The organism is Streptomyces sp. NBC_01571 (genome assembly GCF_026339875.1).
Lineage (GTDB): Bacteria > Actinomycetota > Actinomycetes > Streptomycetales > Streptomycetaceae > Streptomyces.
Map to the genome: position 1 here is coordinate 5,867,518 of NZ_JAPEPZ010000001.1, position 22,578 is coordinate 5,890,095.

15 protein-coding genes, 3 rRNA genes and 1 pseudogene are annotated in these 22,578 nt (G+C 67.9%); 16 read left to right on the forward strand and 3 right to left on the reverse strand.

Annotation, left to right across the window (positions count from 1 at the left end):
* Positions 1-313: 313 nt before the first annotated feature.
* The 3 genes from OHB41_RS26530 (at position 314) to ilvD (ending at position 4,054) form a co-directional block, all read left to right on the forward strand.
* Positions 314-1,138 (forward strand): sugar phosphate isomerase/epimerase family protein, encoded by an 825-nt coding sequence (locus OHB41_RS26530; RefSeq protein ID WP_266700670.1) that lies wholly within the window; start codon positions 314-316, stop codon positions 1,136-1,138.
* Complete coding sequence (locus tag OHB41_RS26535) at positions 1,135-1,749, forward strand: TetR/AcrR family transcriptional regulator (protein ID WP_266700671.1); 615 nt, start codon at positions 1,135-1,137, stop codon at positions 1,747-1,749. The genes OHB41_RS26530 and OHB41_RS26535 overlap by 4 nt, the downstream gene beginning before the upstream one ends.
* Positions 1,750-2,200: 451 nt before the next feature.
* Positions 2,201-4,054 (forward strand): dihydroxy-acid dehydratase, encoded by a 1,854-nt coding sequence (gene ilvD / locus OHB41_RS26540; RefSeq protein WP_266700672.1) that lies wholly within the window; start codon positions 2,201-2,203, stop codon positions 4,052-4,054.
* A 133-nt stretch (positions 4,055-4,187) separates the two neighbouring features.
* Here the strand turns inward: ilvD and OHB41_RS26545 are convergent, their stop codons facing one another.
* Positions 4,188-6,425 carry a serine/threonine-protein kinase gene (locus OHB41_RS26545; protein ID WP_266700673.1) on the reverse strand — a complete coding sequence of 746 codons (2,238 nt, stop codon included), beginning with the start codon at positions 6,423-6,425 and terminating at the stop codon, positions 4,188-4,190.
* Positions 6,426-6,559: 134 nt separating this feature from the next.
* Here OHB41_RS26545 and OHB41_RS26550 point away from each other — a divergent pair, with 134 nt between their 5' ends.
* The 4 genes from OHB41_RS26550 to OHB41_RS26565 all read left to right on the forward strand — a co-directional run bounded on the left by OHB41_RS26550 (position 6,560) and on the right by OHB41_RS26565 (position 8,897).
* A complete protein-coding gene (locus OHB41_RS26550) occupies positions 6,560-6,880 on the forward strand; it encodes a hypothetical protein (RefSeq protein WP_266700674.1) in 321 nt (106 codons plus the stop codon).
* Positions 6,881-6,946: 66 nt separating this feature from the next.
* Positions 6,947-7,294, forward strand: a complete 348-nt coding sequence (locus tag OHB41_RS26555; protein WP_451289695.1) for a hypothetical protein — start codon at positions 6,947-6,949, stop codon at positions 7,292-7,294.
* A 63-nt stretch (positions 7,295-7,357) separates the two neighbouring features.
* A complete protein-coding gene (locus OHB41_RS26560; RefSeq protein ID WP_266700675.1) occupies positions 7,358-7,855 on the forward strand; it encodes an EamA/RhaT family transporter in 498 nt (165 codons plus the stop codon).
* 97 nt (positions 7,856-7,952) lie between these two features.
* Positions 7,953-8,897 (forward strand): class I SAM-dependent methyltransferase, encoded by a 945-nt coding sequence (locus OHB41_RS26565; protein WP_266700676.1) that lies wholly within the window; start codon positions 7,953-7,955, stop codon positions 8,895-8,897.
* Here OHB41_RS26565 and OHB41_RS26570 read toward each other — a convergent pair.
* A pseudogene (locus OHB41_RS26570) lies at positions 8,861-10,284 on the reverse strand (SulP family inorganic anion transporter). The gene OHB41_RS26565 and the pseudogene OHB41_RS26570 sit on opposite strands and share 37 nt — an antisense overlap.
* A gap of 299 nt (positions 10,285-10,583) precedes the next feature.
* Between OHB41_RS26570 and OHB41_RS26575 the strand changes: the two are divergent.
* The 4 genes from OHB41_RS26575 (at position 10,584) to OHB41_RS26590 (ending at position 13,871) form a co-directional block, all read left to right on the forward strand.
* Positions 10,584-11,447: an ABC transporter ATP-binding protein gene (locus OHB41_RS26575; RefSeq protein WP_266700677.1), complete on the forward strand. Its 864-nt coding sequence runs from the start codon at positions 10,584-10,586 to the stop codon at positions 11,445-11,447.
* Complete coding sequence (locus OHB41_RS26580) at positions 11,444-12,265, forward strand: ABC transporter permease (RefSeq protein WP_266700678.1); 822 nt, start codon at positions 11,444-11,446, stop codon at positions 12,263-12,265. Before OHB41_RS26575 ends, OHB41_RS26580 begins: the two co-directional genes overlap by 4 nt.
* A 100-nt stretch (positions 12,266-12,365) precedes the next feature.
* Entirely contained in the window at positions 12,366-13,175 is an 810-nt protein-coding gene (gene proC, locus OHB41_RS26585; protein ID WP_266700679.1) for a pyrroline-5-carboxylate reductase, read from the forward strand.
* Between the two features lie 186 nt (positions 13,176-13,361).
* Positions 13,362-13,871, forward strand: a complete 510-nt coding sequence (locus tag OHB41_RS26590) for a GNAT family N-acetyltransferase (RefSeq protein ID WP_266700680.1) — start codon at positions 13,362-13,364, stop codon at positions 13,869-13,871.
* A 95-nt stretch (positions 13,872-13,966) separates the two neighbouring features.
* Here OHB41_RS26590 and trpS read toward each other — a convergent pair whose 3' ends face one another.
* Positions 13,967-14,965: a tryptophan--tRNA ligase gene (gene trpS / locus OHB41_RS26595; RefSeq protein WP_266700681.1), complete on the reverse strand. Its 999-nt coding sequence runs from the start codon at positions 14,963-14,965 to the stop codon at positions 13,967-13,969.
* An 835-nt stretch (positions 14,966-15,800) separates the two neighbouring features.
* Here trpS and OHB41_RS26600 point away from each other — a divergent pair.
* From OHB41_RS26600 to OHB41_RS26620, 5 genes are all read left to right on the forward strand, one after another.
* Positions 15,801-17,326, forward strand: a 16S ribosomal RNA gene (locus tag OHB41_RS26600).
* Positions 17,327-17,640: 314 nt separating this feature from the next.
* Positions 17,641-20,761, forward strand: a 23S ribosomal RNA gene (locus OHB41_RS26605).
* A gap of 86 nt (positions 20,762-20,847) precedes the next feature.
* A 5S ribosomal RNA gene (gene rrf / locus OHB41_RS26610) occupies positions 20,848-20,964 on the forward strand.
* Together the 16S, 23S and 5S rRNA genes form the textbook arrangement of a ribosomal RNA operon.
* Positions 20,965-21,047: 83 nt before the next feature.
* Positions 21,048-21,692 (forward strand): HAD family hydrolase, encoded by a 645-nt coding sequence (locus tag OHB41_RS26615; protein ID WP_266700682.1) that lies wholly within the window; start codon positions 21,048-21,050, stop codon positions 21,690-21,692.
* A gap of 177 nt (positions 21,693-21,869) precedes the next feature.
* A complete protein-coding gene (locus tag OHB41_RS26620; RefSeq protein ID WP_266706149.1) occupies positions 21,870-22,535 on the forward strand; it encodes a VC0807 family protein in 666 nt (221 codons plus the stop codon).
* The last annotated feature ends 43 nt before the right edge of the window (positions 22,536-22,578 follow it).

Genomic DNA, 22,578 nt, shown 5'->3' on the forward strand with positions numbered 1-22,578 from the left:
TCAAACGCCGGACGGGCCGGAGATGCGGCTGGGGGGCGGGCCCGCGCTGCTGGGTCGCCCTCGAAGGCAGACGCCCGGGGTCATGCATGTCAGCCCGTCCGGCGTTTGAGGACGAGCCCTTCGGGTGAAGCGGGGGTCCAGGGGGGGCGGCAGCCCCTTGGCGACGCCCGCGGGTGACGGCCCGCACGAGATCCGAGGGCGGAGCCCTAGACGGGGCCGGGGAAGGAGCCCCTGAAGCCGGCGCGGCCGGTTCGTGGGGGTCCGCGGGTCACCGCCTCCCCGCGCCCAGGCCACTCCCCGTACTCTGTCCTTCGTGGCAGAACCAGTGGTGCGCATCCCGGATGCGAAGGTCGCGCTGTCCACGGCGTCCGTGTATCCGGAGTCGACGGCGACGGCCTTCGAGATCGCGGCGCGCCTCGGTTACGACGGTGTCGAGGTCATGGTGTGGACCGACCCCGTCAGCCAGGACATCGACGCTCTGCGCCGGCTCTCCGACTACCACCGGATTCCGATCCTCGCCGTCCACGCTCCTTGCCTGCTCATCACCCAGCGCGTCTGGTCCACCGACCCCTGGACCAAACTCCAGCGCGCCCAGGCGGCGGCCGAGAAGCTCGGCGCGAGCACCGTCGTCGTGCACCCCCCGTTCCGCTGGCAGCGCCAGTACGTGCGTGACTTCGTCTCCGGAATCTGGCGCATGGCGAACGAGACGGACGTACGCTTCGCCGTCGAAAACATGTACCCCTGGCGCTATCGCGACCGGGAGATGCTCGCGTACGCCCCCGACTGGGACGTCACGAAGGACGACTACCGTCACTACACGATCGATCTCAGCCACACCGCGACCGCCCGCACGGACGCCACGCAGATGATCGACCGCATGGGCGACCGCCTCGGGCACGTCCATCTCGCCGACGGCAACGGTTCCAACAAGGACGAGCACCTGGTCCCGGGCCGCGGCACCCAGCCCTGCGCCGAGCTGCTGGAGCGCCTCGCGCTCGGCGGCTTCGACGGCCACGTCGTCATCGAGGTCAACACCCGCCGCGCGATGTCCAGCGCCGAACGCGAGGCGGACCTCGCCGAGGCCCTCGCCTTCACCCGCCTGCACCTCGCCTCCGCCGTCAAGGTGCCCCGCCGGTGACGGACGCGGCCCCCCGCCGCCGGGGGCGCCCCTCCCGTACGCAGACGGAGGCGGCCCCCGCCACCCGCGACCGCATCCTCGACGCGGCCCGCGAGGAGTTCTCGGAGCGGGGCTACGAGAAGACGTCGGTCCGGGGCATCGCGAAGGCGGCCGGGGTCGACTCCGCCCTCGTGCACCACTACTTCGGCACCAAGGAGCAGGTCTTCGAGGCGGCCGTCGAGGTCGCCTTCGCCCCCGCCCTGGCAGCCCCCACTGCGGTCGAGGACGGCCCCCTCGACGGCATCGGGGAACGCCTGACCCGTTTCATCTTCGGCGTCTGGGAGAACCCGGCCACGCGCGCGCCCCTCCTGGCGATCGTCCGTTCCGCCGTGAACAACGAGACCGCCGCGGCCGTCTTCCGCCGGCTCATCGCCGCGCAACTGCTGCGCCGTATCGCCCAGCAGGTCGACCTCCCCGACGCCGAACTGCGCGCCGAGCTGGCCGCCGCCCAGCTGGTGGGGGTGGCGATGCTCCGTTACGTGATCAGGGTCGAGCCGCTGGCCTCGGCGGACCTGGAGCCGATCGTCGCGCGGGTGGCCCCGGTGGTTCAGGGCCACCTCACCCTTCCGTGAGCGGGTGAGCGCTCCAGCCCGCCGCACTCACGAGACGCCCGTGCCCCCGCCCCTCGGTTTCCGCGCCCGGGCGTCCACGGGATCCGGCGCCCGGCGTCCGGGGGATGCGGCGCCCGGCGTCCAGGGGCATCCAGTGCCCCGGCGACCACGGGCACTCGGGCCCCCGGCCCGCGCGGGCATCCCCGCCCCCTGTCGCACGGCACCCACGTACCCGCCGTACCGGGGCGGGTGCCGGCCCGCGCCGGGCATCCTCCGCCCCGCGCGGCACCCCCGTACCCGCGCACCGGGAGAGACGTCGGCCCGCGTGAGCGTCGTTGTCCTCCCCGCGCGGCGCGCCGCCCCGTACCCGCGCACCGAGACAGGCATCCCGCATTCCGGACGCCGCGTCCGAATCCTGGCGCGGCGGCGTAGGCTCGATGCCAGTCATAACTCTCCGAAGGAGCGAGCGACGATGCCCGAACTGAGGTCCCGCACAGTCACCCACGGCCGCAACATGGCGGGCGCACGCGCCCTTATGCGTGCCTCCGGTGTACCGGGCGCGGACATCGGACGGAAGCCGATCATCGCGGTCGCCAACTCCTTCACGGAGTTCGTGCCGGGCCACACCCACCTGCAGCCGGTCGGCCGGATCGTCAGCGAGGCCATCACGGCCGCCGGGGGCATCGCCCGCGAGTTCAACACCATCGCGGTCGACGACGGCATCGCGATGGGCCATGGCGGCATGCTGTACTCCCTGCCCTCCCGGGACCTGATCGCGGACTCGGTCGAGTACATGGTGGAAGCCCACTGCGCCGACGCCCTGATCTGCATCTCGAACTGCGACAAGATCACGCCCGGCATGCTGATGGCGGCCCTGCGCCTGAACATCCCGACGGTCTTCGTCTCCGGCGGCCCGATGGAGTCCGGCCGCGCCACCCTGGTCGACGGCACGGTCCGCACGCTGGACCTGGTCGACGCGATCTCCGACGCGGTGAACGACAAGATCTCGGACGAGGACATCCTCCGTATCGAGGAGAACGCCTGTCCGACCTGTGGTTCCTGTTCCGGCATGTTCACCGCCAACTCGATGAACTGCCTGACCGAGGCCATCGGCCTCTCCCTCCCCGGCAACGGCTCGGTGCTGGCCACCCACACGGCCCGCAAGGGGCTGTACCAGGACGCGGCCCGCACGGTGGTCGACATCACCCGCCGCTACTACGACCAGGACGACGAGTCGGTCCTGCCGCGCAACATCGCCACGCACGCGGCGTTCGAGAACGCCATGGCCCTCGACATCGCCATGGGCGGCTCCACCAACACGATCCTGCACCTGCTGGCCGCCGCCCAGGAGGCGGGCGTCCCCTTCGGCCTGGACGAGATCAACGACGTCTCGCGCCGCGTGCCCTGTCTCGCCAAGGTCGCCCCGAACGTCGCCAAGGACCGCACGTACTACATGGAGGACGTGCACCGCGCGGGCGGCATCCCGGCCCTGCTCGGCGAGCTGCACCGGGCCGGCCTGCTCAACGAGGACGTCCACTCCGTGCACAGCCCGTCCCTCTCGGACTGGCTGAAGACGTGGGACGTGCGCGCGGGCTCCCCGTCCCCCGAGGCGGTCGAACTGTGGCACGCGGCCCCCGGCTGCGTCCGCTCCGCCGAGGCCTTCTCCCAGTCCGAGCGCTGGGAGGCCCTCGACGAGGACGCCGAGAACGGCTGCATCCGCTCCGCCGAGCACGCGTACTCCAAGGACGGCGGGCTGGCGGTCCTCAAGGGCAACCTCGCGGTGGACGGCTGCGTCGTGAAGACGGCGGGTGTCGACGAGTCCATCTGGACCTTCGAGGGCCCCGCGGTGGTCTGCGAGTCCCAGGAAGAGGCCGTCGACAAGATCCTCCGCAAGGAGATCACCCACGGCGACGTCGTCGTCATCCGCTACGAGGGTCCCAAGGGCGGTCCGGGTATGCAGGAAATGCTCTACCCGACCTCGTTCCTCAAGGGCCGCGGCCTCGGCAAGACCTGCGCCCTGATCACCGACGGCCGTTTCTCCGGCGGCACCTCGGGCCTGTCGATCGGCCACGCCTCCCCCGAGGCGGCCTCCGGCGGCACCATCGCCCTGGTCCGGGACGGCGACCGCATCCACATCGACATCCCCAACCGCTCGATCGAGCTCCTGGTCACCGACGAGGAGCTCGCCGCCCGCCGCTCCGCCCTGAACGGCGTCTACGCCCCCGCGAACCGCGACCGCAAGGTCTCGGCCGCCCTCCGCGCCTACGCCGCGATGGCGACGAGCGCGGACAAGGGCGCGGTGCGCGACGTCTCGAAACTGGGCTGACCCACCAGCGCGCACTCCAGGGGCCGCTCCTGCCGGGGGCGGCCCCTTCGCGGTTCCCAGGTTCACCGGTTCTCTTCGCGGTCCACCAGGCCCCTCCGCAGGCCCGCCGCGGTGAAGCAGGCGGAATCGTGGTTCACCAGGTGGAGGGACGGCTCCCGTCGACCGCGAAGAGCGATCCGTCGGGAGCGGAGGAGTAGACCTTCCCGTCGGCCGCGACCGGCGCCGGAATCGAGCTGATCAGTGAGCCCTGTGCGTCACCGAGCCGTGCCCTGGTCTGCCCGAGCAAGGTGCCCCGCGTGGTGTCGACGGAGAGCAGCCGCCCGTCCGCCGCGGTGAGGTAGAGCCGTCGCCCGGCCACGACCGGGGCCGAGGCCGTGCTCACCGTGGTCTCCGCGCGCCAGAGCTGGGCCGAGGCCCGGGTGTCCACGGCGACCAGCGTGCCGCCGCCGGCCAGCAGGTACACGGTGTCGCCCCGCACGACGGCCTGCGCCGACAGCAGCTGGACCGGCAGCGTGACCCGGCGGACCGAGCGGGTCGAGACGTCGTAGCGCACGACGGCGTTCGTGTACTGGTTGCCGCCGATCGAGGTGAACCAGACCGCACCGTCATGGGCGCCCACCACGCTCAGCGTTCCGTCCAGCCGTCGCTGCCAGCGGGTGGAGCCGGTTCGCGGATCCACCGCGTCCACCCGCGTGCCGTTCCCGGCCGCCGTCGCCGTGTAGGCGACGCCGTCTCCGTACGTGACGAAGTGCGGCGCCGGCTGCCCGGGGACGGCGTGCCGCCACTTCTCCTTGCCGGTCGCGGCGTCCAGCGCGGTGACCACGCCGCCGGGTCCGGTGAGCAGGACGACACCGCCGACGTGGGTGACACCGCCGTCGTAGCGCGCGACGTCATGGCTCCACCGGGTCGTGCCCGTGGCGGGATCCAGCGCCTGCAGGCGCAGGCCGTCCCCGCTGAGGACCTGCAGCAGCCCGCCCGACAGCACCGGTGGCGCCGTCGATCTGTGGTTCCCGCGATGCGTGTCACCGCGCGACCACAGCACCCGCCCGTCGGCCGGGTCGACCGAGGCGGCCAGGACGCCCGGACGCACGCAGTACAACTCGTGCGGCGTGTACGTGCACTGCGGCAGACCGACAGCCTTGATGCCGGGGGCTCCCAGATGCAGGTCCCACGGCTGGAAGGGGTTCCCCGACGGCCGCCCGTCCGTGTCCTTGTCCGGGACCCGGACGTCCGAGCCGCCATGGAGGGCGAGGACGCCGATGACCACGGCGGCGAGCACGCTCGCGGCGGCGGCGACGGGCAGCCGCCAACGCCGCCCCGGCACCTTCTCGGGCGGTCCGGAACGGCCGTCCCGCCGATGCGCGCCATCGCCGGGCAGCGCGCGATCCCGGCGATGCGTGGGATCGGGATCAGGACCGGGCGTCGGCGCGGGCACCAGCGGACGGCCCGCCCGGGCGGGCACGGGGGCGTCCAGCCGCGCGGCCCTCGCCCCCCGTCCGCTCGCACCACGCTGTCCGGGAATGAACGCCTGGGTGTCGTACGACGCCGACACCGACTTCAGCGCCGTCATCAGCTCGTCCGGTGTGGGCCGGTCCTCGGGTTCCTTGGCGAGGCAGCGCGCCACCAGATCGGCCAGCTCTTCCGGAACCCCTGTCAAGTCCGGTTCGTCATGCACGACTTGATAGGCGACGAGATACGGACTGTCGGAGTTGAAGGGGCCGCTCCCGGTGGCCGCGTGCACGATCAGCGAGCCGAGTGCGAAGACATCGGCGGCCGGTCCGACCTCGCGCGGACTGCGGAACTGCTCCGGAGCCATGAACGGCGGGGTGCCGATCAACTTGCCTGTTTCGGTGTGCAGTTCACTGTCGGAAGGCCGCGAGATGCCGAAGTCGATCACTTTGGGGCCGTCGTCGGCCAACAGCACGTTGCTCGGTTTGAGATCGCGGTGCACGACACCGGCCCGGTGGATGTCGCGCAGCCCTTCGGCGAGGCCGGCCATCAGCTGACGCAGCGGGGCCGCATCCAGCGCGCCGTTCCGCTTCACGTGTTCGGCGAGGGTCGGGCCAGGGATGAAGAGCGTGGCCATCCACGGGTGTTCGGCCTCGGGATCGGCGTCCACCACGGGCGCGGTGAAGGCGCCGCTGACCCGCCGGGCCGCAGCCACCTCCTGCTTGAACCGCCCCCGGAACTCGGGGTCTTGGGAGAACTCCGCGTGTACGACCTTGACGGCGAGCCGCAACCCGGAGGCGGACCGCGCCAGATGCACGACGCCCATGCCACCGGAGCCGAGCTGTGCCTCCAGCAGGTACTGCCCGGCGTGCATCGGATGTTCCGCTTCCGGTTCGGTTCCGGCGCTGCGCTGTGGCGGCATCACTCACCCCCGTGGGTATGTCCGCATGCGCGACGCGCAGAGCCTAGTCGATCCTTCGTGCGAAACATCGGCGGCTTGCTAGCCTCGGCGCTCGACACGAACATGGCGTGAATCATTCAGCGGGGGAGGCCAGGATGGCCACGGAAGACATAGAGATCACCGACGCGGCGGAGACGGCGGACGCGGAGTCCTTGCGCGCGGCGTCGGTCCAGACGTATCCGATCGCCCCGGGCTCCAGCCTGAACGTCCGCAGCGGCCCGGGCACGCACTACTCGATCGTCCGCACCCTGTCGGCGGGCTCGTCGGTACCGATCTACTGCCAGTGCCCGGGCGAGACCATCAGCGGCTACTACGGGACGACGAACATCTGGGACAACATCGCCAACGGCCAGTTCGTCTCCGACGCCTACGTGAAGACGGGCAGCGACGGTTACGTCGCGGGGCGCTGCGCCTGAATTCGCCCCGACGCCGGCGACGACCGGCGTGGGGGTCACCCGCACCCCTAGAGACAGGACAGAGGGATGAAATTCGAGGGACGCAGATCGGCCGCGTTCGCAGGCGCCGCCGCCGGCGCTTTGTTGATGGTGATGGGGTCACCCGTGGCCGCGTCCGCGGACGGGCCGCCGACCTACCCGATCGCGCCGGGCTCCAGCGTGAACGTCCGCAGCGGCCCTGGCACGGGCTACTCCATCGTCAAGGTCCTGCCGACGGGCTCAAGGGTCGTGATCTTCTGCCAGACCCCCGGTGAGACGGTCAGCGGGTACTACGGGACGTCGAACATCTGGGACAACGTCGGCAACGGCGAGTACGTGGCCGACGCCTACGTGAACACGGGCAGCGACGGCTACGTCGCGCCGCGCTGCGCCTGACCGAAAGACGCCAGAAGTTCGGGCGAAGCCGGGTCCCGCGGCGACCGGAGCGATAATCGGCGTGTGAGCGATACGACCGAAACCGGTACCCCCGCGGGACCCCAGCCCGAGCCCCTCCGTTTCTTCGGGACGACCTGGGTGGAGCACGACGGCGGCTACACCGGCCGCCGCGCCGGCGTGGCCGTCGGCTCGTTCGCCGCCGCGGTGGCCGCCTGCTTCGTCCTGCGCTTCGCCTACCAGGGCCTGGCGATCGCGGACGTCGGCAGGCCGGTGACGATCCTGGTCGTGGTGATGTTCGCGGTGTGCAGCGCGCTCTCCTTCCGCCACACCTGGGACGCGTTCTCCAAGCGCCCCGACCCCGACCGCCAGGCCTCCCTCCGGGGCCTGCTGGCCATCGGTTTCGTCGGCACCCTCCTCGCGTACTCCGTCCGTTCCCTCACCGAGGCCCCCGGCGAGAAGCTGCACCGCGAGGAGTACGACACGGCCCGCGCGCGGTACGAGCGCCGTTCCGCCGGCCGCACCCGCAATCCGTCGAGGAAGCGCCGGGCCTCCGGGTCCTGACGGCATCACCGGCTGGCGGCGGAGCCCCGGTTCAGGGCCGGGCCGACCGGGACGAAAACCCCTGTGCCCCCACAGCGACACCAGCCACCATGAACGTATGACCCCCTCCTCCCACCCCGACGCCGACACCGGCACCGAGGCGAAGGCCCCGGCGGCCACGGGCGCCGCCACCGGACCCGACGCGCCGGCCGGCACCGGCACCGACACCGGCACCGACACCGGCACTGACACCGGCGTCGGCGCCGACGCCCGGAACAGGACCCGCGCCACCCGCGCCCACTCCTTCAACACCGCCGCGGCCCAGTACGCGGCGAACCGCCCCTCCTATCCACCGGCCCTCTTCGACGCGATCGAAGAGCTCGTCGGCCGCTCCCTCACCGGCGCACAGGTCGTCGACGTGGGCGCCGGCACCGGCATCGCCAGCGCGCTGCTGCGGGCGAGGGGCGCGCACGTCCTGGCCGTGGAGCCCGGCGAGGGCATGACCGCGGAATTCCGCCGTACGGTCCCCGGCATTCCGGTCGTCCGGGGTGACGGCAACGCCCTCCCTCTCCTCGACGCCCGCGCCGACTTCCTGACGTACGCCCAGTCCTGGCACTGGACCGACCCGGCCCGTTCCCTGCCGGAGGCATTCCGGGTGCTGCGTCCCGGCGGCGCCCTCGCGCTCTGGTGGAACACGGACGCCCTCGACGTCCCCTGGATCGCCGCCCAGACACGCCGTATCGAGCGGTACTTCGGCGACGAGCAGGCCAGCAAGCGAGGCACCGGCAGCAAGGAGGGCGTGGCCGGCACCCGTACCGAGCGTGCCTTCGAAGGGGCTCCCCACGTCCCGGACCACGCCCACCGCGTCGTGCGCTGGAGCCGTCGTGTCCCCGTCGACACCCACCTCGCCAACATCACCAGTCACTCGATCTTCCTGGTGCTCGGCGAGGAGGGCACCGAGGCCTTCCTCGCCGAGGAGCGGGCCCACCTGCTGGAGGCATTCCCGGACGGGCAGGTCGAGGAGGTCTACGACGTGCTGGTGATCGTGGCGACGCGTTCGTGATCCCGCGCGGCGGCCCACCTTTCCAGGGCCGCCGCACACGCGTGATCCACATGCCGCAGCCCGCCCAGCTCCAGCCGTACGTCACGGTCGTGCGGCAGCGCCTCCAGGGCGTCCAGCAGCTTCGGAAGCCGCAGGAACGTCGCGTTCCCCACCACCCGTACGACCATTCCCGCGGCCCCCCGGTCCTCGGTCTCCACCTGCACATGGCTGATGTCCCACGCGGTCTTGGCCACGGCGAGCGCCAGTCCGACCAGCACCCCCTCGAACAGGTTCCCGGCCACGATGGCCACCGCCGTCACGCCCAGCACCACGACCTCGCCCCGGTGCCCGCGCCACAGCACCCGCACCTCCCGCGCCGGCACCAGCTTGCAGCCCGCGTGCACGAGCAGTCCCGCCAGCGCCGCCACCGGAATGACCCCGAGGACTCCGGGCACCACCGCGGTGAAGACCAGCAACCACACGCCGTGCAGCACCCGCGAGGCCTTCGTCCGCGCCCCCGCCTGCACGTTCGCCGCGCTCCGCACGATCACCGCGGTCATCGGCAGCGCCCCGAGCGCCCCGCACACGGCGTTCCCCGCGCCCTGCGCGATGAGTTCGCGGTCGTAGTCGGTCCGCGGGCCCCGGTGCAGCCGGTCCACCGCCGCCGCGCTGAACAGCGACTCGGCCGACGCGATCAGCGCGAACGCCAGCACCGTCCCGAGCACGCCCACTTCCGTGAGCCGCCCGAGCTCCGCCAGGGACGGCGGCTGCACGGAGTCCAGCAGCCCGCGCACCGTCACCCGCCGTACGGAGAGGTCGAACAGGCCGGTCGCCGCCGACGCGAGCGCCACCGCCAGCAGCGGCGCGGGCACCACCCGCGCCCCGCGCCGCCACCGCGGCCACAGCAGGAGTACGGCCACGGTGGCGCCCCCGACCGCGAGGGCCACGGGGTCGGCGGCACCGGGCAGCGAGACCAGCCCGGCGATCTTGCCGAGTCCGCTCGCGGGCGCGGGGGCATCTCCCATCGCGTACACCTGGCCCGCGATCAGCACGAGCCCGATCCCGGCGAGCATCCCCTGCACCACGGCCACGGACACGGCCCGGAACCAGCGCCCGAGCCGCAGCACCCCGAGCGCGAGCTGCACCAGCCCGGCCCCGAGCACCAGCACACCGAGCGCCTGCAGCCCGTACGTCTGCACCGCCTTGTACACCAGCACGGTCAGCCCGGCCGCCGGCCCGCTGACCTGGAGGCTGCTGCCGGGCAGCACCCCGGCGACCAGGCCGCCGACGATCCCGGTCACCAGCCCCAGTTCGGCCGGCACACCGGAGGCTATGGCGACCCCCACACACACAGGGGAAGCGCCACGAGAAAAACGACGAGGGACGCCAACAGATCGGCTTTGCGCATCACAACAGCACCTCCGGTCGAGAGCGGCGGATGCGTGGGCTGCCGAGCCGGGGGAGGGCGCGGCGGACGTACGGGCGCGGTCCAGCGGCCGGTGGGCATATGACCGCGCACTGAAATCCATTGTCGGTAACGGGAGTTGATCGCGCAGCCCTTCCGTGTGACCACCACGTGAACGCGGAAGCGCACCACCCGCACCGCGCACCGGAGTGACCCCTTCCGATCACGCCCCCGTGCGCCTGCGCCGTCGAACGCGACCGGGCTTGACGGCCGCGTCCCACGGGAGCAATATTCATCACGTGATGAATATTTCGAGGCGCACACCGTCCCCGGCCGACCCTCCGGACCCCTCCGTCTCTCCCGTCCTCTCCGCCGCTTCCGGCTCTCCCGCATCCCCCCAGCCCGCCGTCCGCGCCGAGGGCCTCACCGTCCTACGAGGCCCCCGCACCGTCCTGCGCGGCCTCGACTTCGCCGTACCGCGCGGCCAGATCACCGGACTGCTCGGCCCCTCCGGCTGCGGCAAGTCCACCCTCATGCGGTCCACCGTCGGCACCCAGGCCAGGGTGACCGGCACCCTCGAAGTCCTCGGCCGTCCGGCGGGCGACGCCGCCCTGCGCTCCCGCATCGGATACGTCACCCAGGCCCCGTCCGTCTACGACGACCTGACCGTCCGCCAGAACCTCGACTACTTCGCCGCGGTCCTCGACCCGGGACGCGCGGCCGCCGACCGCCGCCACGACCACGTCACCCGGGCCATCTCCGACGTCGACCTCACCTCCCACGCCGACTCCCTCGCGGGCAACCTCTCCGGCGGCCAGCGCAACCGCGTCTCCCTCGCGGTCGCCCTCCTCGGCACGCCGGAACTGCTGGTCCTCGACGAACCCACCGTCGGCCTCGACCCGGTCCTGCGCCGCGACCTGTGGACCCTCTTCCACGCCATCGCCGCCGACCGGGGCGCCACCCTCCTCGTCTCCTCCCACGTCATGGACGAGGCCGAGCGCTGCCACCGCCTCCTGCTGATGCGCGAGGGCGAGATCCTCGCCGACGACACCCCCGACGCCCTGCGCGAGCGCACCGGCACCGAGACCGTCGAGGCCGCCTTCCTCCACCTCGTCGACGAGGCGAACGCGACCGCCGACCGGCCCCGCAAGGAGACCGCCCGATGACCACCAGCACCAGCACCAGCACCAGCACCAGCAACACCAGGACCGTCACCGGCACGAGCACGAGCACGAGGGCGACCGCCGTCAACCGCTCCCGTACGACGGCCACCGCGACCCGCGTGCTGCGTCAGCTCCGCCACGACCCGCGCACCATCGCGCTGTTGATCCTCATCCCGTGTCTGATGCTCGTCCTGCTCCGCTACGTCTTCGACGGCAGCCCGCGCACCTTCGACTCCATCGGCGCCTCGCTCCTCGGGATCTTCCCGCTCATCACGATGTTCCTGGTCACCTCCATCGCCACCCTGCGCGAACGCACCTCGGGCACGCTGGAACGCCTCCTCGCCATGCCGCTCGGCAAGGGCGACCTGATCGCCGGCTACGCCCTCGCGTTCGGCGCCCTGGCCGTCGTCCAGTCGGCCCTCGCCACCGGCCTCGCGGTCTGGTTCCTGGGCCTCGACGTCACGGGGTCTCCGTGGCTCCTCCTGCTCGTCGCGCTCCTCGACGCGCTCCTCGGCACGGCCCTCGGCCTCTTCGTCTCGGCCTTCGCGGCCTCCGAATTCCAGGCGGTCCAGTTCATGCCGGCGGTGATCTTCCCCCAGCTCCTCCTGTGCGGCCTCTTCGCGCCCCGTTCGAGCATGCACCCCGCCCTGGAAGCGGTCTCCGACGTGCTCCCCATGTCCTATGCCGTCGACGGAATGAACGAAGTCCTCAAACACACCGACATGACGGCCACGTTCCTCCGTGACGCGCTGATCGTGGCGGGCTGCGCCCTCCTGGTCCTGTTCCTCGGCGCCGCCACCCTGAGGCGCCGCACGCAGTGACGCGCCGTGGCCGTCCCGCCCAACGGACGGACCACCCGGCCCGACCGGCCGGGTGCGAGGATGACCCCAGGACGACGCACCCCTGGAGGGCACCCGCACCATGACCCAGAAAGTCGCAGTCCTCGGCACCGGAAAGATCGGCGAAGCCCTGCTGAGCGGAGTGATCCGATCCGGCTGGGACCCCGCCGACCTCCTCGTGACGGCCCGCCGCCCCGAGCGCGCCAGGGAACTCCAGGAGCGCCACGGCGTCACGGCCGTCACCAACGCCGAGGCCGCCAAGAACGCCGACATCCTGATCCTCACGGTCAAGCCACAGGACATGGGCACCCTCCTCGACGAGCTCGCCCCGCACCTCCCCGCCGACCGCCTGATCATCAGTGGCGCGGCCGGCATCCCCACCTCGTTCTTCGAGGAACGTCTGGCCGCGGGCACCCCGGTGGTGCGGGTCATGACGAACACCCCCGCACTCGTCGACGAGGCCATGTCCGTCATCTCCGCCGGCAGCCACGCCACCGAGGAGCACCTCGTCCACACCGAGGAGATCTTCGGCGCCGTCGGCAAGACGCTCCGTGTCCCCGAGTCCCAGCAGGACGCCTGCACCGCCCTCTCCGGCTCGGGCCCGGCGTACTTCTTCTACCTGGTCGAGGCCATGACGGACGCGGGCATCCTGCTCGGCCTGCCCCGCGACAAGGCCCACGACCTGATCGTCCAGTCCGCGATCGGCGCCGCCGTGATGCTCCGCGACAGCGGGGAGCACCCCGTGCGGCTCCGCGAGAACGTGACGTCCCCCGCGGGCACCACGATCAACGCGATCCGCGAACTGGAGAACCACGGCGTACGCGCGGCCCTCATCGCCGCACTGGAGGCCGCCCGCGACCGCAGCCGCGAGCTGGCCTCCGGCAACAGCTAGGCCTGCCGCGGCACTAGCGCCGTGACCGGACAGGTTCACCGGAGCCTGATCACTCCGTGGTCCTGTGGCCGGTGGGCGCACGAGTCACCGCCGCTCCCCGGATGCGGCCGGCCGCACGGCTGACCGACCTTCACGTGGTCGATATCGACTTGCTGTCGCATCCGGCGGGCGGGCAAGGTCTGGATCATGCTTGAACTGCGTGCTCTGGAATCGGACGACTGGCCCCTCTGGCGGGAGTTGCGGCTGGCGGCGCTCGCCGAGGCGCCCTGTGCGTTCGGATCGACGCTGGCCGAGTGGCAGGGCTCCGGCGATCGAGAGGAACGCTGGCGTGCCCGTCTGTCCATTCCCGGCGCGCGGGATCTCGTCGCGTTCCTCGACGGTCTTCCGGTGGGCATGGTCAGCGGAGTGCCGGGTGAGGGCGCGGAGAACGTGGAGTTGATCTCGTTGTGGGTCAGCCCCGCGGCTCGGGGCCGGAGCGTGGGTGACCACCTGATCGAGGCGGTCGAACGGTGGGGGGCGGAGCGCGGTGCCGGGACGCTCCGGTTGTCCGTGATGCCGGGTAATCGCAGAGCCACCGCGCTCTACGAGCGGCACGGCTTCAAGGACACGGGTGAGCCCGGCGATCTTCTGTCCGACGGCGTCGGCAGGGAGCGGGTGATGGCGAAGAGCCTGGCCATCGTCCGAGATCTCAGCTGAAACCTCCGCGCCGGTGCGGCGCGGTCTCCCGCGCTGGACAGGCACCGGCAGAGCGGCGGCGAAGGGGCCGGGCACGCCCGCCCGGCCCCGCCGTGTCAGCCCGCCGCCAGCAACCCGATCGCCCGGTACGCCGAGTCCACCCGCGGCCTGGCCATCTCCCTCGCCCTCATGGCGCCGTCCCGCAGCACACCCTCCACGTAGGAGGGGTCGGCGCACAGCTCCTTGTGCCGTTCCCGCAGGGGCCGCAGGAGTTCGACCACGGCCTCGGCGGTGTCCTTCTTCAGGGCGCCGTACGACTGATAGGCATCGCTCAGGGTCTCCGGGTCCGTGCCTTCGCAAGCGGCGAGGATCTCCAGCAGGTTCGAGACCCCCGGCCGCCCCTCCGGGTCGTGGACGACGTCCTGTCCGCTGTCCGTCACGGCTCGCATGATCTTCTTCCGCGTGACGTCCGGTTCGTCGAGCAGATAGACGACGCCCGGTCCCACGTCGTCGCTCTTCCCCATCTTCGACGTCGGGTCCTGGAGATTCATGACCCGCGCGGCGACCTCGGGGCGCGTGGCCCGGGGCACCGCGAACGTGTGCCCGTACCGCTGGTTGAACCGCACCGCGAGATCCCGGGTCAGTTCCACATGCTGTGTCTGGTCGTCCCCGACCGGCACCTCGTCGGTCCCGTACGCCAGGATGTCGGCCGCCATCAGCACGGGATAGGTCAGCAGCGACAGCCGTACGCTCCCACCCCGCTCCCGTTCCCGCGCGGCCTTGTCCTTGTACTGGATCATCCGCCGCATCTCCCCGTCGGTGGCGACGCACTCCAGCAGGTACGACAGCCGGGCGTGCTCGTCGACATGGCTCTGTACGAAGACGGTGCACAGCTGGGGATCGAGCCCCGAGGCCAGCAGCAACGTCGCCGCCTGCCTGCTGAGTCTGCGGACCCGTCCCGGATCGTGGTCCACGGTCAGCGCGTGCAGATCGACGATGCAGAACAGGGCGTCGGCCCGGTGCTGATCGACGTCGGCCCAGCGGCGTACGGCCCCCAGGTAGTTCCCCAGCGTCAGATGCCCGGTCGGCTTGACCCCGCTGAAGATCCGCTTCATCTCTCCACCTTCTGGTCGAGGCCGCCGCACCCACCGGCCGGCCCCCAGGAGGGAGATACAGAAACGGCCGCCGGGGCGGCGGCCGTCGTGTACATACGTGAGTACGGCCGCCGTCAGGCGGCCCACCACTGCTGGGTGCACGTATGTGTGGTCATGTGCTCGAGGGTACGCGCCCGAGGGGCGTCCGGGGCCGAGTTGACACACCCCAGCCCCGTACGTAGTGTTCTCCGAGTTGTCCGACGTGAGCGCCGACTCCGGTCGGTCCCCGGACAGCCATTCCGCAACAAGCATCCAGCGAACGGCGACTCGTCGTCGGTTCGTTTCTGTGCGCGTTTGCGAAATGAGGAATCCGCGTTCGAAAGGACGCCCCCGATTAGCTCGGGAGGCAGGAATCCGCTAAAGTCTCACTGGTCGGAACGGCCCAACAGCCGGGAAGACAAGCCCCACTGACTGGGAATCAGGCCTGAAAGGATCTGATAGAGTCGGAACCGCCGGAAAGGGAAACGCGAAAGCGGAAACCTGGAAAGCACCGAGGAAATCGGATACGGAAACGGTCTGATAGAGTCGGAAACGCAAGACCGAAGGGAAGCGCCCGGAGGAAAGCCCGAGAGGGTGAGTACAAAGGAAGCGTCCGTTCCTTGAGAACTCAACAGCGTGCCAAAAATCAACGCCAGATATGTTGATACCCCGTCTCCGGCCGATCGGCTGGGACGAGGTTCCTTTGAAAAAGTCCTGCCCCTTCGGGGTAGGCGCACAGCGAGGACGCTGTGAACCGGGAGGATTATTCCTCTTCCTGGTTCCGCTCTCGTGGTGTCGTCCCGATTACGGGAAAACATTCACGGAGAGTTTGATCCTGGCTCAGGACGAACGCTGGCGGCGTGCTTAACACATGCAAGTCGAACGATGAAGCCCTTCGGGGTGGATTAGTGGCGAACGGGTGAGTAACACGTGGGCAATCTGCCCTTCACTCTGGGACAAGCCCTGGAAACGGGGTCTAATACCGGATAATACCTGCCTGGGCATCTGGGTGGGTTGAAAGCTCCGGCGGTGAAGGATGAGCCCGCGGCCTATCAGCTTGTTGGTGAGGTAGTGGCTCACCAAGGCGACGACGGGTAGCCGGCCTGAGAGGGCGACCGGCCACACTGGGACTGAGACACGGCCCAGACTCCTACGGGAGGCAGCAGTGGGGAATATTGCACAATGGGCGAAAGCCTGATGCAGCGACGCCGCGTGAGGGATGACGGCCTTCGGGTTGTAAACCTCTTTCAGCAGGGAAGAAGCGAAAGTGACGGTACCTGCAGAAGAAGCGCCGGCTAACTACGTGCCAGCAGCCGCGGTAATACGTAGGGCGCAAGCGTTGTCCGGAATTATTGGGCGTAAAGAGCTCGTAGGCGGCTTGTCACGTCGGGTGTGAAAGCCCGGGGCTTAACCCCGGGTCTGCATTCGATACGGGCTAGCTAGAGTGTGGTAGGGGAGATCGGAATTCCTGGTGTAGCGGTGAAATGCGCAGATATCAGGAGGAACACCGGTGGCGAAGGCGGATCTCTGGGCCATTACTGACGCTGAGGAGCGAAAGCGTGGGGAGCGAACAGGATTAGATACCCTGGTAGTCCACGCCGTAAACGGTGGGAACTAGGTGTTGGCGACATTCCACGTCGTCGGTGCCGCAGCTAACGCATTAAGTTCCCCGCCTGGGGAGTACGGCCGCAAGGCTAAAACTCAAAGGAATTGACGGGGGCCCGCACAAGCAGCGGAGCATGTGGCTTAATTCGACGCAACGCGAAGAACCTTACCAAGGCTTGACATACACCGGAAAGCATTAGAGATAGTGCCCCCCTTGTGGTCGGTGTACAGGTGGTGCATGGCTGTCGTCAGCTCGTGTCGTGAGATGTTGGGTTAAGTCCCGCAACGAGCGCAACCCTTGTTCTGTGTTGCCAGCATGCCCTTCGGGGTGATGGGGACTCACAGGAGACTGCCGGGGTCAACTCGGAGGAAGGTGGGGACGACGTCAAGTCATCATGCCCCTTATGTCTTGGGCTGCACACGTGCTACAATGGCAGGTACAATGAGCTGCGAAGCCGTGAGGCGGAGCGAATCTCAAAAAGCCTGTCTCAGTTCGGATTGGGGTCTGCAACTCGACCCCATGAAGTCGGAGTTGCTAGTAATCGCAGATCAGCATTGCTGCGGTGAATACGTTCCCGGGCCTTGTACACACCGCCCGTCACGTCACGAAAGTCGGTAACACCCGAAGCCGGTGGCCCAACCCCTTGTGGGAGGGAGCTGTCGAAGGTGGGACTGGCGATTGGGACGAAGTCGTAACAAGGTAGCCGTACCGGAAGGTGCGGCTGGATCACCTCCTTTCTAAGGAGCACTTCTTACCGATCCCTCCGGGGTGAGGTCAGAGGCCACTACGTCGGCAAATGTTCGACGGTGGTTGCTCATGGGTGGAACGTTGATTATTCGGCACACTTGATCGTCTTCTCCTTCCAGTACTGTCCTTCGGGGCGTGGAACGAATGAGGGAAGCGGGGAGTGTGTCGGGCACGCTGTTGGGTGTCTGAAGGTACGGCCGATTGTTGGCTGTCTTCAGTGCCGGCCCCAGTGAACTTGCCTTCGGGCAGGGTGATGGGTGGTTGGTCGTTGTTTGAGAACTGCACAGTGGACGCGAGCATCTGTGGCCAAGTTTTTAAGGGCGCACGGTGGATGCCTTGGCACCAGGAACCGATGAAGGACGTGGGAGGCCACGATAGTCCCCGGGGAGTCGTCAACCAGGCTTTGATCCGGGGGTTTCCGAATGGGGAAACCCGGCAGTCGTCATGGGCTGTCACCCTTGCCTGAACACATAGGGCAAGTGGAGGGAACGCGGGGAAGTGAAACATCTCAGTACCCGCAGGAAGAGAAAACAACCGTGATTCCGGGAGTAGTGGCGAGCGAAACTGGATGAGGCCAAACCATATGCGTGTGAGACCCGGCAGGGGTTGCGTATGTGGGGTTGTGGGATTTCTCTTTCACGGTCTGCCGGCCGTGAGACGAGTCAGAAACCGTTGATGTAGGCGAAGGACATGCGAAAGGTCCGGCGTAGAGGGTAAGACCCCCGTAGTCGAAACGTCAACGGCTCGTTTGAGAAACACCCAAGTAGCACGGGGCCCGAGAAATCCCGTGTGAATCTGGCGGGACCACCCGCTAAGCCTAAATATTCCCTGGTGACCGATAGCGGATAGTACCGTGAGGGAATGGTGAAAAGTACCGCGGGAGCGGAGTGAAATAGTACCTGAAACCGTGTGCCTACAAGCCGTGGGAGCGTCGGATATGTGCTTGCACATATCTCGTGACTGCGTGCCTTTTGAAGAATGAGCCTGCGAGTTTGCGGTGTGTTGCGAGGTTAACCCGTGTGGGGAAGCCGTAGCGAAAGCGAGTCCGAATAGGGCGATTTAGTAGCGCGCTCAAGACCCGAAGCGGAGTGATCTAGCCATGGGCAGGTTGAAGCGGCTGTAAGAGGTCGTGGAGGACCGAACCCACCAGGGTTGAAAACCTGGGGGATGACCTGTGGTTAGGGGTGAAAGGCCAATCAAACTCCGTGATAGCTGGTTCTCCCCGAAATGCATTTAGGTGCAGCGTCGTGTGTTTCTTGCCGGAGGTAGAGCACTGGATAGGCGATGGGCCCTACCGGGTTACTGACCTTAGCCAAACTCCGAATGCCGGTAAGTGAGAGCGCGGCAGTGAGACTGTGGGGGATAAGCTCCATGGTCGAGAGGGAAACAGCCCAGAGCATCGACTAAGGCCCCTAAGCGTACGCTAAGTGGGAAAGGATGTGGAGTCGCACAGACAACCAGGAGGTTGGCTTAGAAGCAGCCACCCTTGAAAGAGTGCGTAATAGCTCACTGGTCTAGTGATTCCGCGCCGACAATGTAGCGGGGCTCAAGCGTACCGCCGAAGTCGTGTCATTGCAGCAATAGGGCCAACGCCTGCTGTGATGGGTAGGGGAGCGTCGTGTGCCGGGTGAAGCCGCGCCGGAAGGCAGTGGTGGACGGTTCACGAGTGAGAATGCAGGCATGAGTAGCGATACACACGTGAGAAACGTGTGCGCCGATTGACTAAGGGTTCCTGGGTCAAGCTGATCTGCCCAGGGTAAGTCGGGACCTAAGGCGAGGCCGACAGGCGTAGTCGATGGATAACCGGTTGATATTCCGGTACCCGCTGTGAAGCGTCAAACATTGAACCAGGCGATGCTAAGTCCGTGAAGCCGCCCTGGAGCCTTCGGGCAAAGGGGAGTGGTGGAGCCGATGGTCCAGACCTGTAGTAGGTGAGTGATGGGGTGACGCAGGAAGGTAGTCCATCCCGGGCGGTGGTTGTCCCGGGGTAAGGGTGTAGGCCGTGTGATAGGTAAATCCGTCGCACATCAAGGCTGAGACCTGATGCCGAGCCGATTGTGGTGAAGTGGATGATCCTATGCTGTCGAGAAAAGCCTCTAGCGAGTTTCATGGCGGCCCGTACCCTAAACCGACTCAGGTGGTCAGGTAGAGAATACCGAGGCGTTCGGGTGAACTATGGTTAAGGAACTCGGCAAAATGCCCCCGTAACTTCGGGAGAAGGGGGCCATCACTGGTGATCCGATTTACTCGGTGAGCTGGGGGTGGCCGCAGAGACCAGCGAGAAGCGACTGTTTACTAAAAACACAGGTCCGTGCGAAGCCGTAAGGCGATGTATACGGACTGACGCCTGCCCGGTGCTGGAACGTTAAGGGGACCGGTTAGTCAAACTTCGGTTTGGCGAAGCTGAGAACTTAAGCGCCAGTAAACGGCGGTGGTAACTATAACCATCCTAAGGTAGCGAAATTCCTTGTCGGGTAAGTTCCGACCTGCACGAATGGCGTAACGACTTCTCGACTGTCTCAACCATAGGCCCGGTGAAATTGCACTACGAGTAAAGATGCTCGTTTCGCGCAGCAGGACGGAAAGACCCCGGGACCTTTACTACAGTTTGATATTGGTGTTCGGTTCGGCTTGTGTAGGATAGCTGGGAGACTTTGAAGTCATGGCGCCAGCCATGGTGGAGTCGTCGTTGAAATACCAGTCTGGTCGTGCTGGATGTCTAACCTGGGTCCGTGATCCGGATCAGGGACAGTGTCTGATGGGTAGTTTAACTGGGGCGGTTGCCTCCTAAAGAGTAACGGAGGCGCCCAAAGGTTCCCTCAGCCTGGTTGGTAATCAGGTGTTGAGTGTAAGTGCACAAGGGAGCTTGACTGTGAGACCGACGGGTCGAGCAGGGACGAAAGTCGGGACTAGTGATCCGGCGGTGGCTTGTGGAAGCGCCGTCGCTCAACGGATAAAAGGTACCCCGGGGATAACAGGCTGATCTTCCCCAAGAGTCCATATCGACGGGATGGTTTGGCACCTCGATGTCGGCTCGTCGCATCCTGGGGCTGGAGTCGGTCCCAAGGGTTGGGCTGTTCGCCCATTAAAGCGGTACGCGAGCTGGGTTTAGAACGTCGTGAGACAGTTCGGTCCCTATCCGCTGTGCGCGTAGGAATATTGAGAAGGGCTGTCCCTAGTACGAGAGGACCGGGACGGACGAACCTCTGGTGTGCCAGTTGTCCTGCCAAGGGCATGGCTGGTTGGCTACGTTCGGGAGGGATAACCGCTGAAAGCATCTAAGCGGGAAGCCTGCTTCGAGATGAGTATTCCCACCCCCTTTGAGGGGTTAAGGCTCCCAGTAGACGACTGGGTTGATAGGCCGGATCTGGAAGGCGGGTAACCGCTGGAGGTGACCGGTACTAATAGGCCGAGGGCTTGTCCTCAGTTGCTCGCGTCCACTGTGTTGGTTCTGAAACCACGAACAACCGTCGTAGCTTTGCCACGGCTCCGGTTGACAGTTTCATAGTGTTTCGGTGGTCATAGCGTGAGGGAAACGCCCGGTTACATTCCGAACCCGGAAGCTAAGCCTTACAGCGCCGATGGTACTGCAGGGGGGACCCTGTGGGAGAGTAGGACGCCGCCGAACAAATTTTGAAGGAAACCCCCGTACCGGGAAATCGGTACGGGGGTTTTCTGCGTTTACGGGTCTCCTCGTTTTAGTGTTGCCGTATGCGCTACGACCTGGTCATCTTCGACAACGACGGCGTCCTCGTGGACAGTGAGCCGATCTCCAACCGTCTCCTCGCCGCCTATCTGACCGAGCTCGGACACCCCACCTCGTACGAGGAGTCCATCCGGGACTACATGGGGTCCGCGATGCACCGTGTCCACGACCTGGTCCACGAGCGCACCGGGCAGCGGCTGCCCGACGACTTCGACGACGTCTTCCACGGACGGGTCTTCGCCGCGTTCGAGCGCGAACTGCGGCCCGTCGCCGGAGCCGTGCAGGTGCTGGAGAAACTGGCCGCGGACGGGGTGCCGTACTGCGTGGCCTCCTCCGGCAGCCATGAACGCATCCGGGTGGGGCACCGTACGACCGGGCTCGACCGGTGGTTCGACGAAGGACGGGTCTTCAGCTCCCAGGACGTGGGACGGGGCAAGCCGGCGCCGGACCTGTTCCTGCACGCGGCCGCGCGGATGGGCGTACCGCCGCGGCGCTGCGTCGTCGTGGAGGACAGCCCGCTCGGGGTGCAGGCGGCGAACGCGGCCGGGATGGACGTGTACGGGTTCACCGCCATGACACCGGCCGCACGGCTCACCGGCGCCTCCCGGCTCTTCTCCGACCTGGAAGACCTCCCCGACCTGCTCGTATGACCCGTGCCACGGGGCAGCGCTGACATTTGTCATGGCGAGCTCCGGACGATCGTTTCTGTCGGCCCAAGGGGTCCGGCCGCGAAGCTGAGTGCATCGAGAGCGGCACGTACACGGCGACGACGGAGGGACCCGATCATGAGCGTCACGGCCACGGAGACCGGCAGCGCGACGGCTGCCATGGGCGACACCACCCAGGTCACCACCCGGCAGCACTTCCTGCCGCTGATCGTGGACGTGGCGGTGCCGATCGGCTCGTACTACCTCCTCAAGAGCGGCCTCGGCATGAGCACCATGGCGGCGCTGGGGTGGAGCAGCGTCGTGCCGGCCGTGCGGACCCTGTGGAGTGTGGCGCGGGAGCGGAAGGTCAACGCGCTGGCCGCGCTGATCCTGTTCGTCAACGTGGCCGGTCTGCTGCTGAGTCTGGTCGCCGGTGACCCGCGGCTGATGCTCGCCAAGGACAGCGGGGTGAGCAGTGTGATCGGCATCGGCGTCCTGCTCTCCGTGGCGGCGGGCCGGCCGATGATGACGACGGCGATGAAACCGTTCGTCACCAAGGGGGACCCCGCGAGGACGGCCGCCTGGGAGCGGCTGCTCAGCGGGTCCGAGCGGTTCCGGACGTTCGAGCGGACCTTCTCCCTGGTGTGGGGCGTCGCGCTGCTCGGGGAGTGCGTCGTGCGGATCGTGGGGGCCTACACGCTGCCCGTCGACACGATGGTGTGGCTCGGCACGGTCGTCATGATCGGCACGATGGCGCTGGCCATGCTGCTCAGCGGCGGCCTCGCCGCCGGTCCGATGGAGGCGATGGTCAGGGCGGAGGCGGGCGTCCGGCCCGGCGAACGGTGACGGCCCGCCGCAGAGTTGAGCAGAATTCATCTTCGGCTGGATC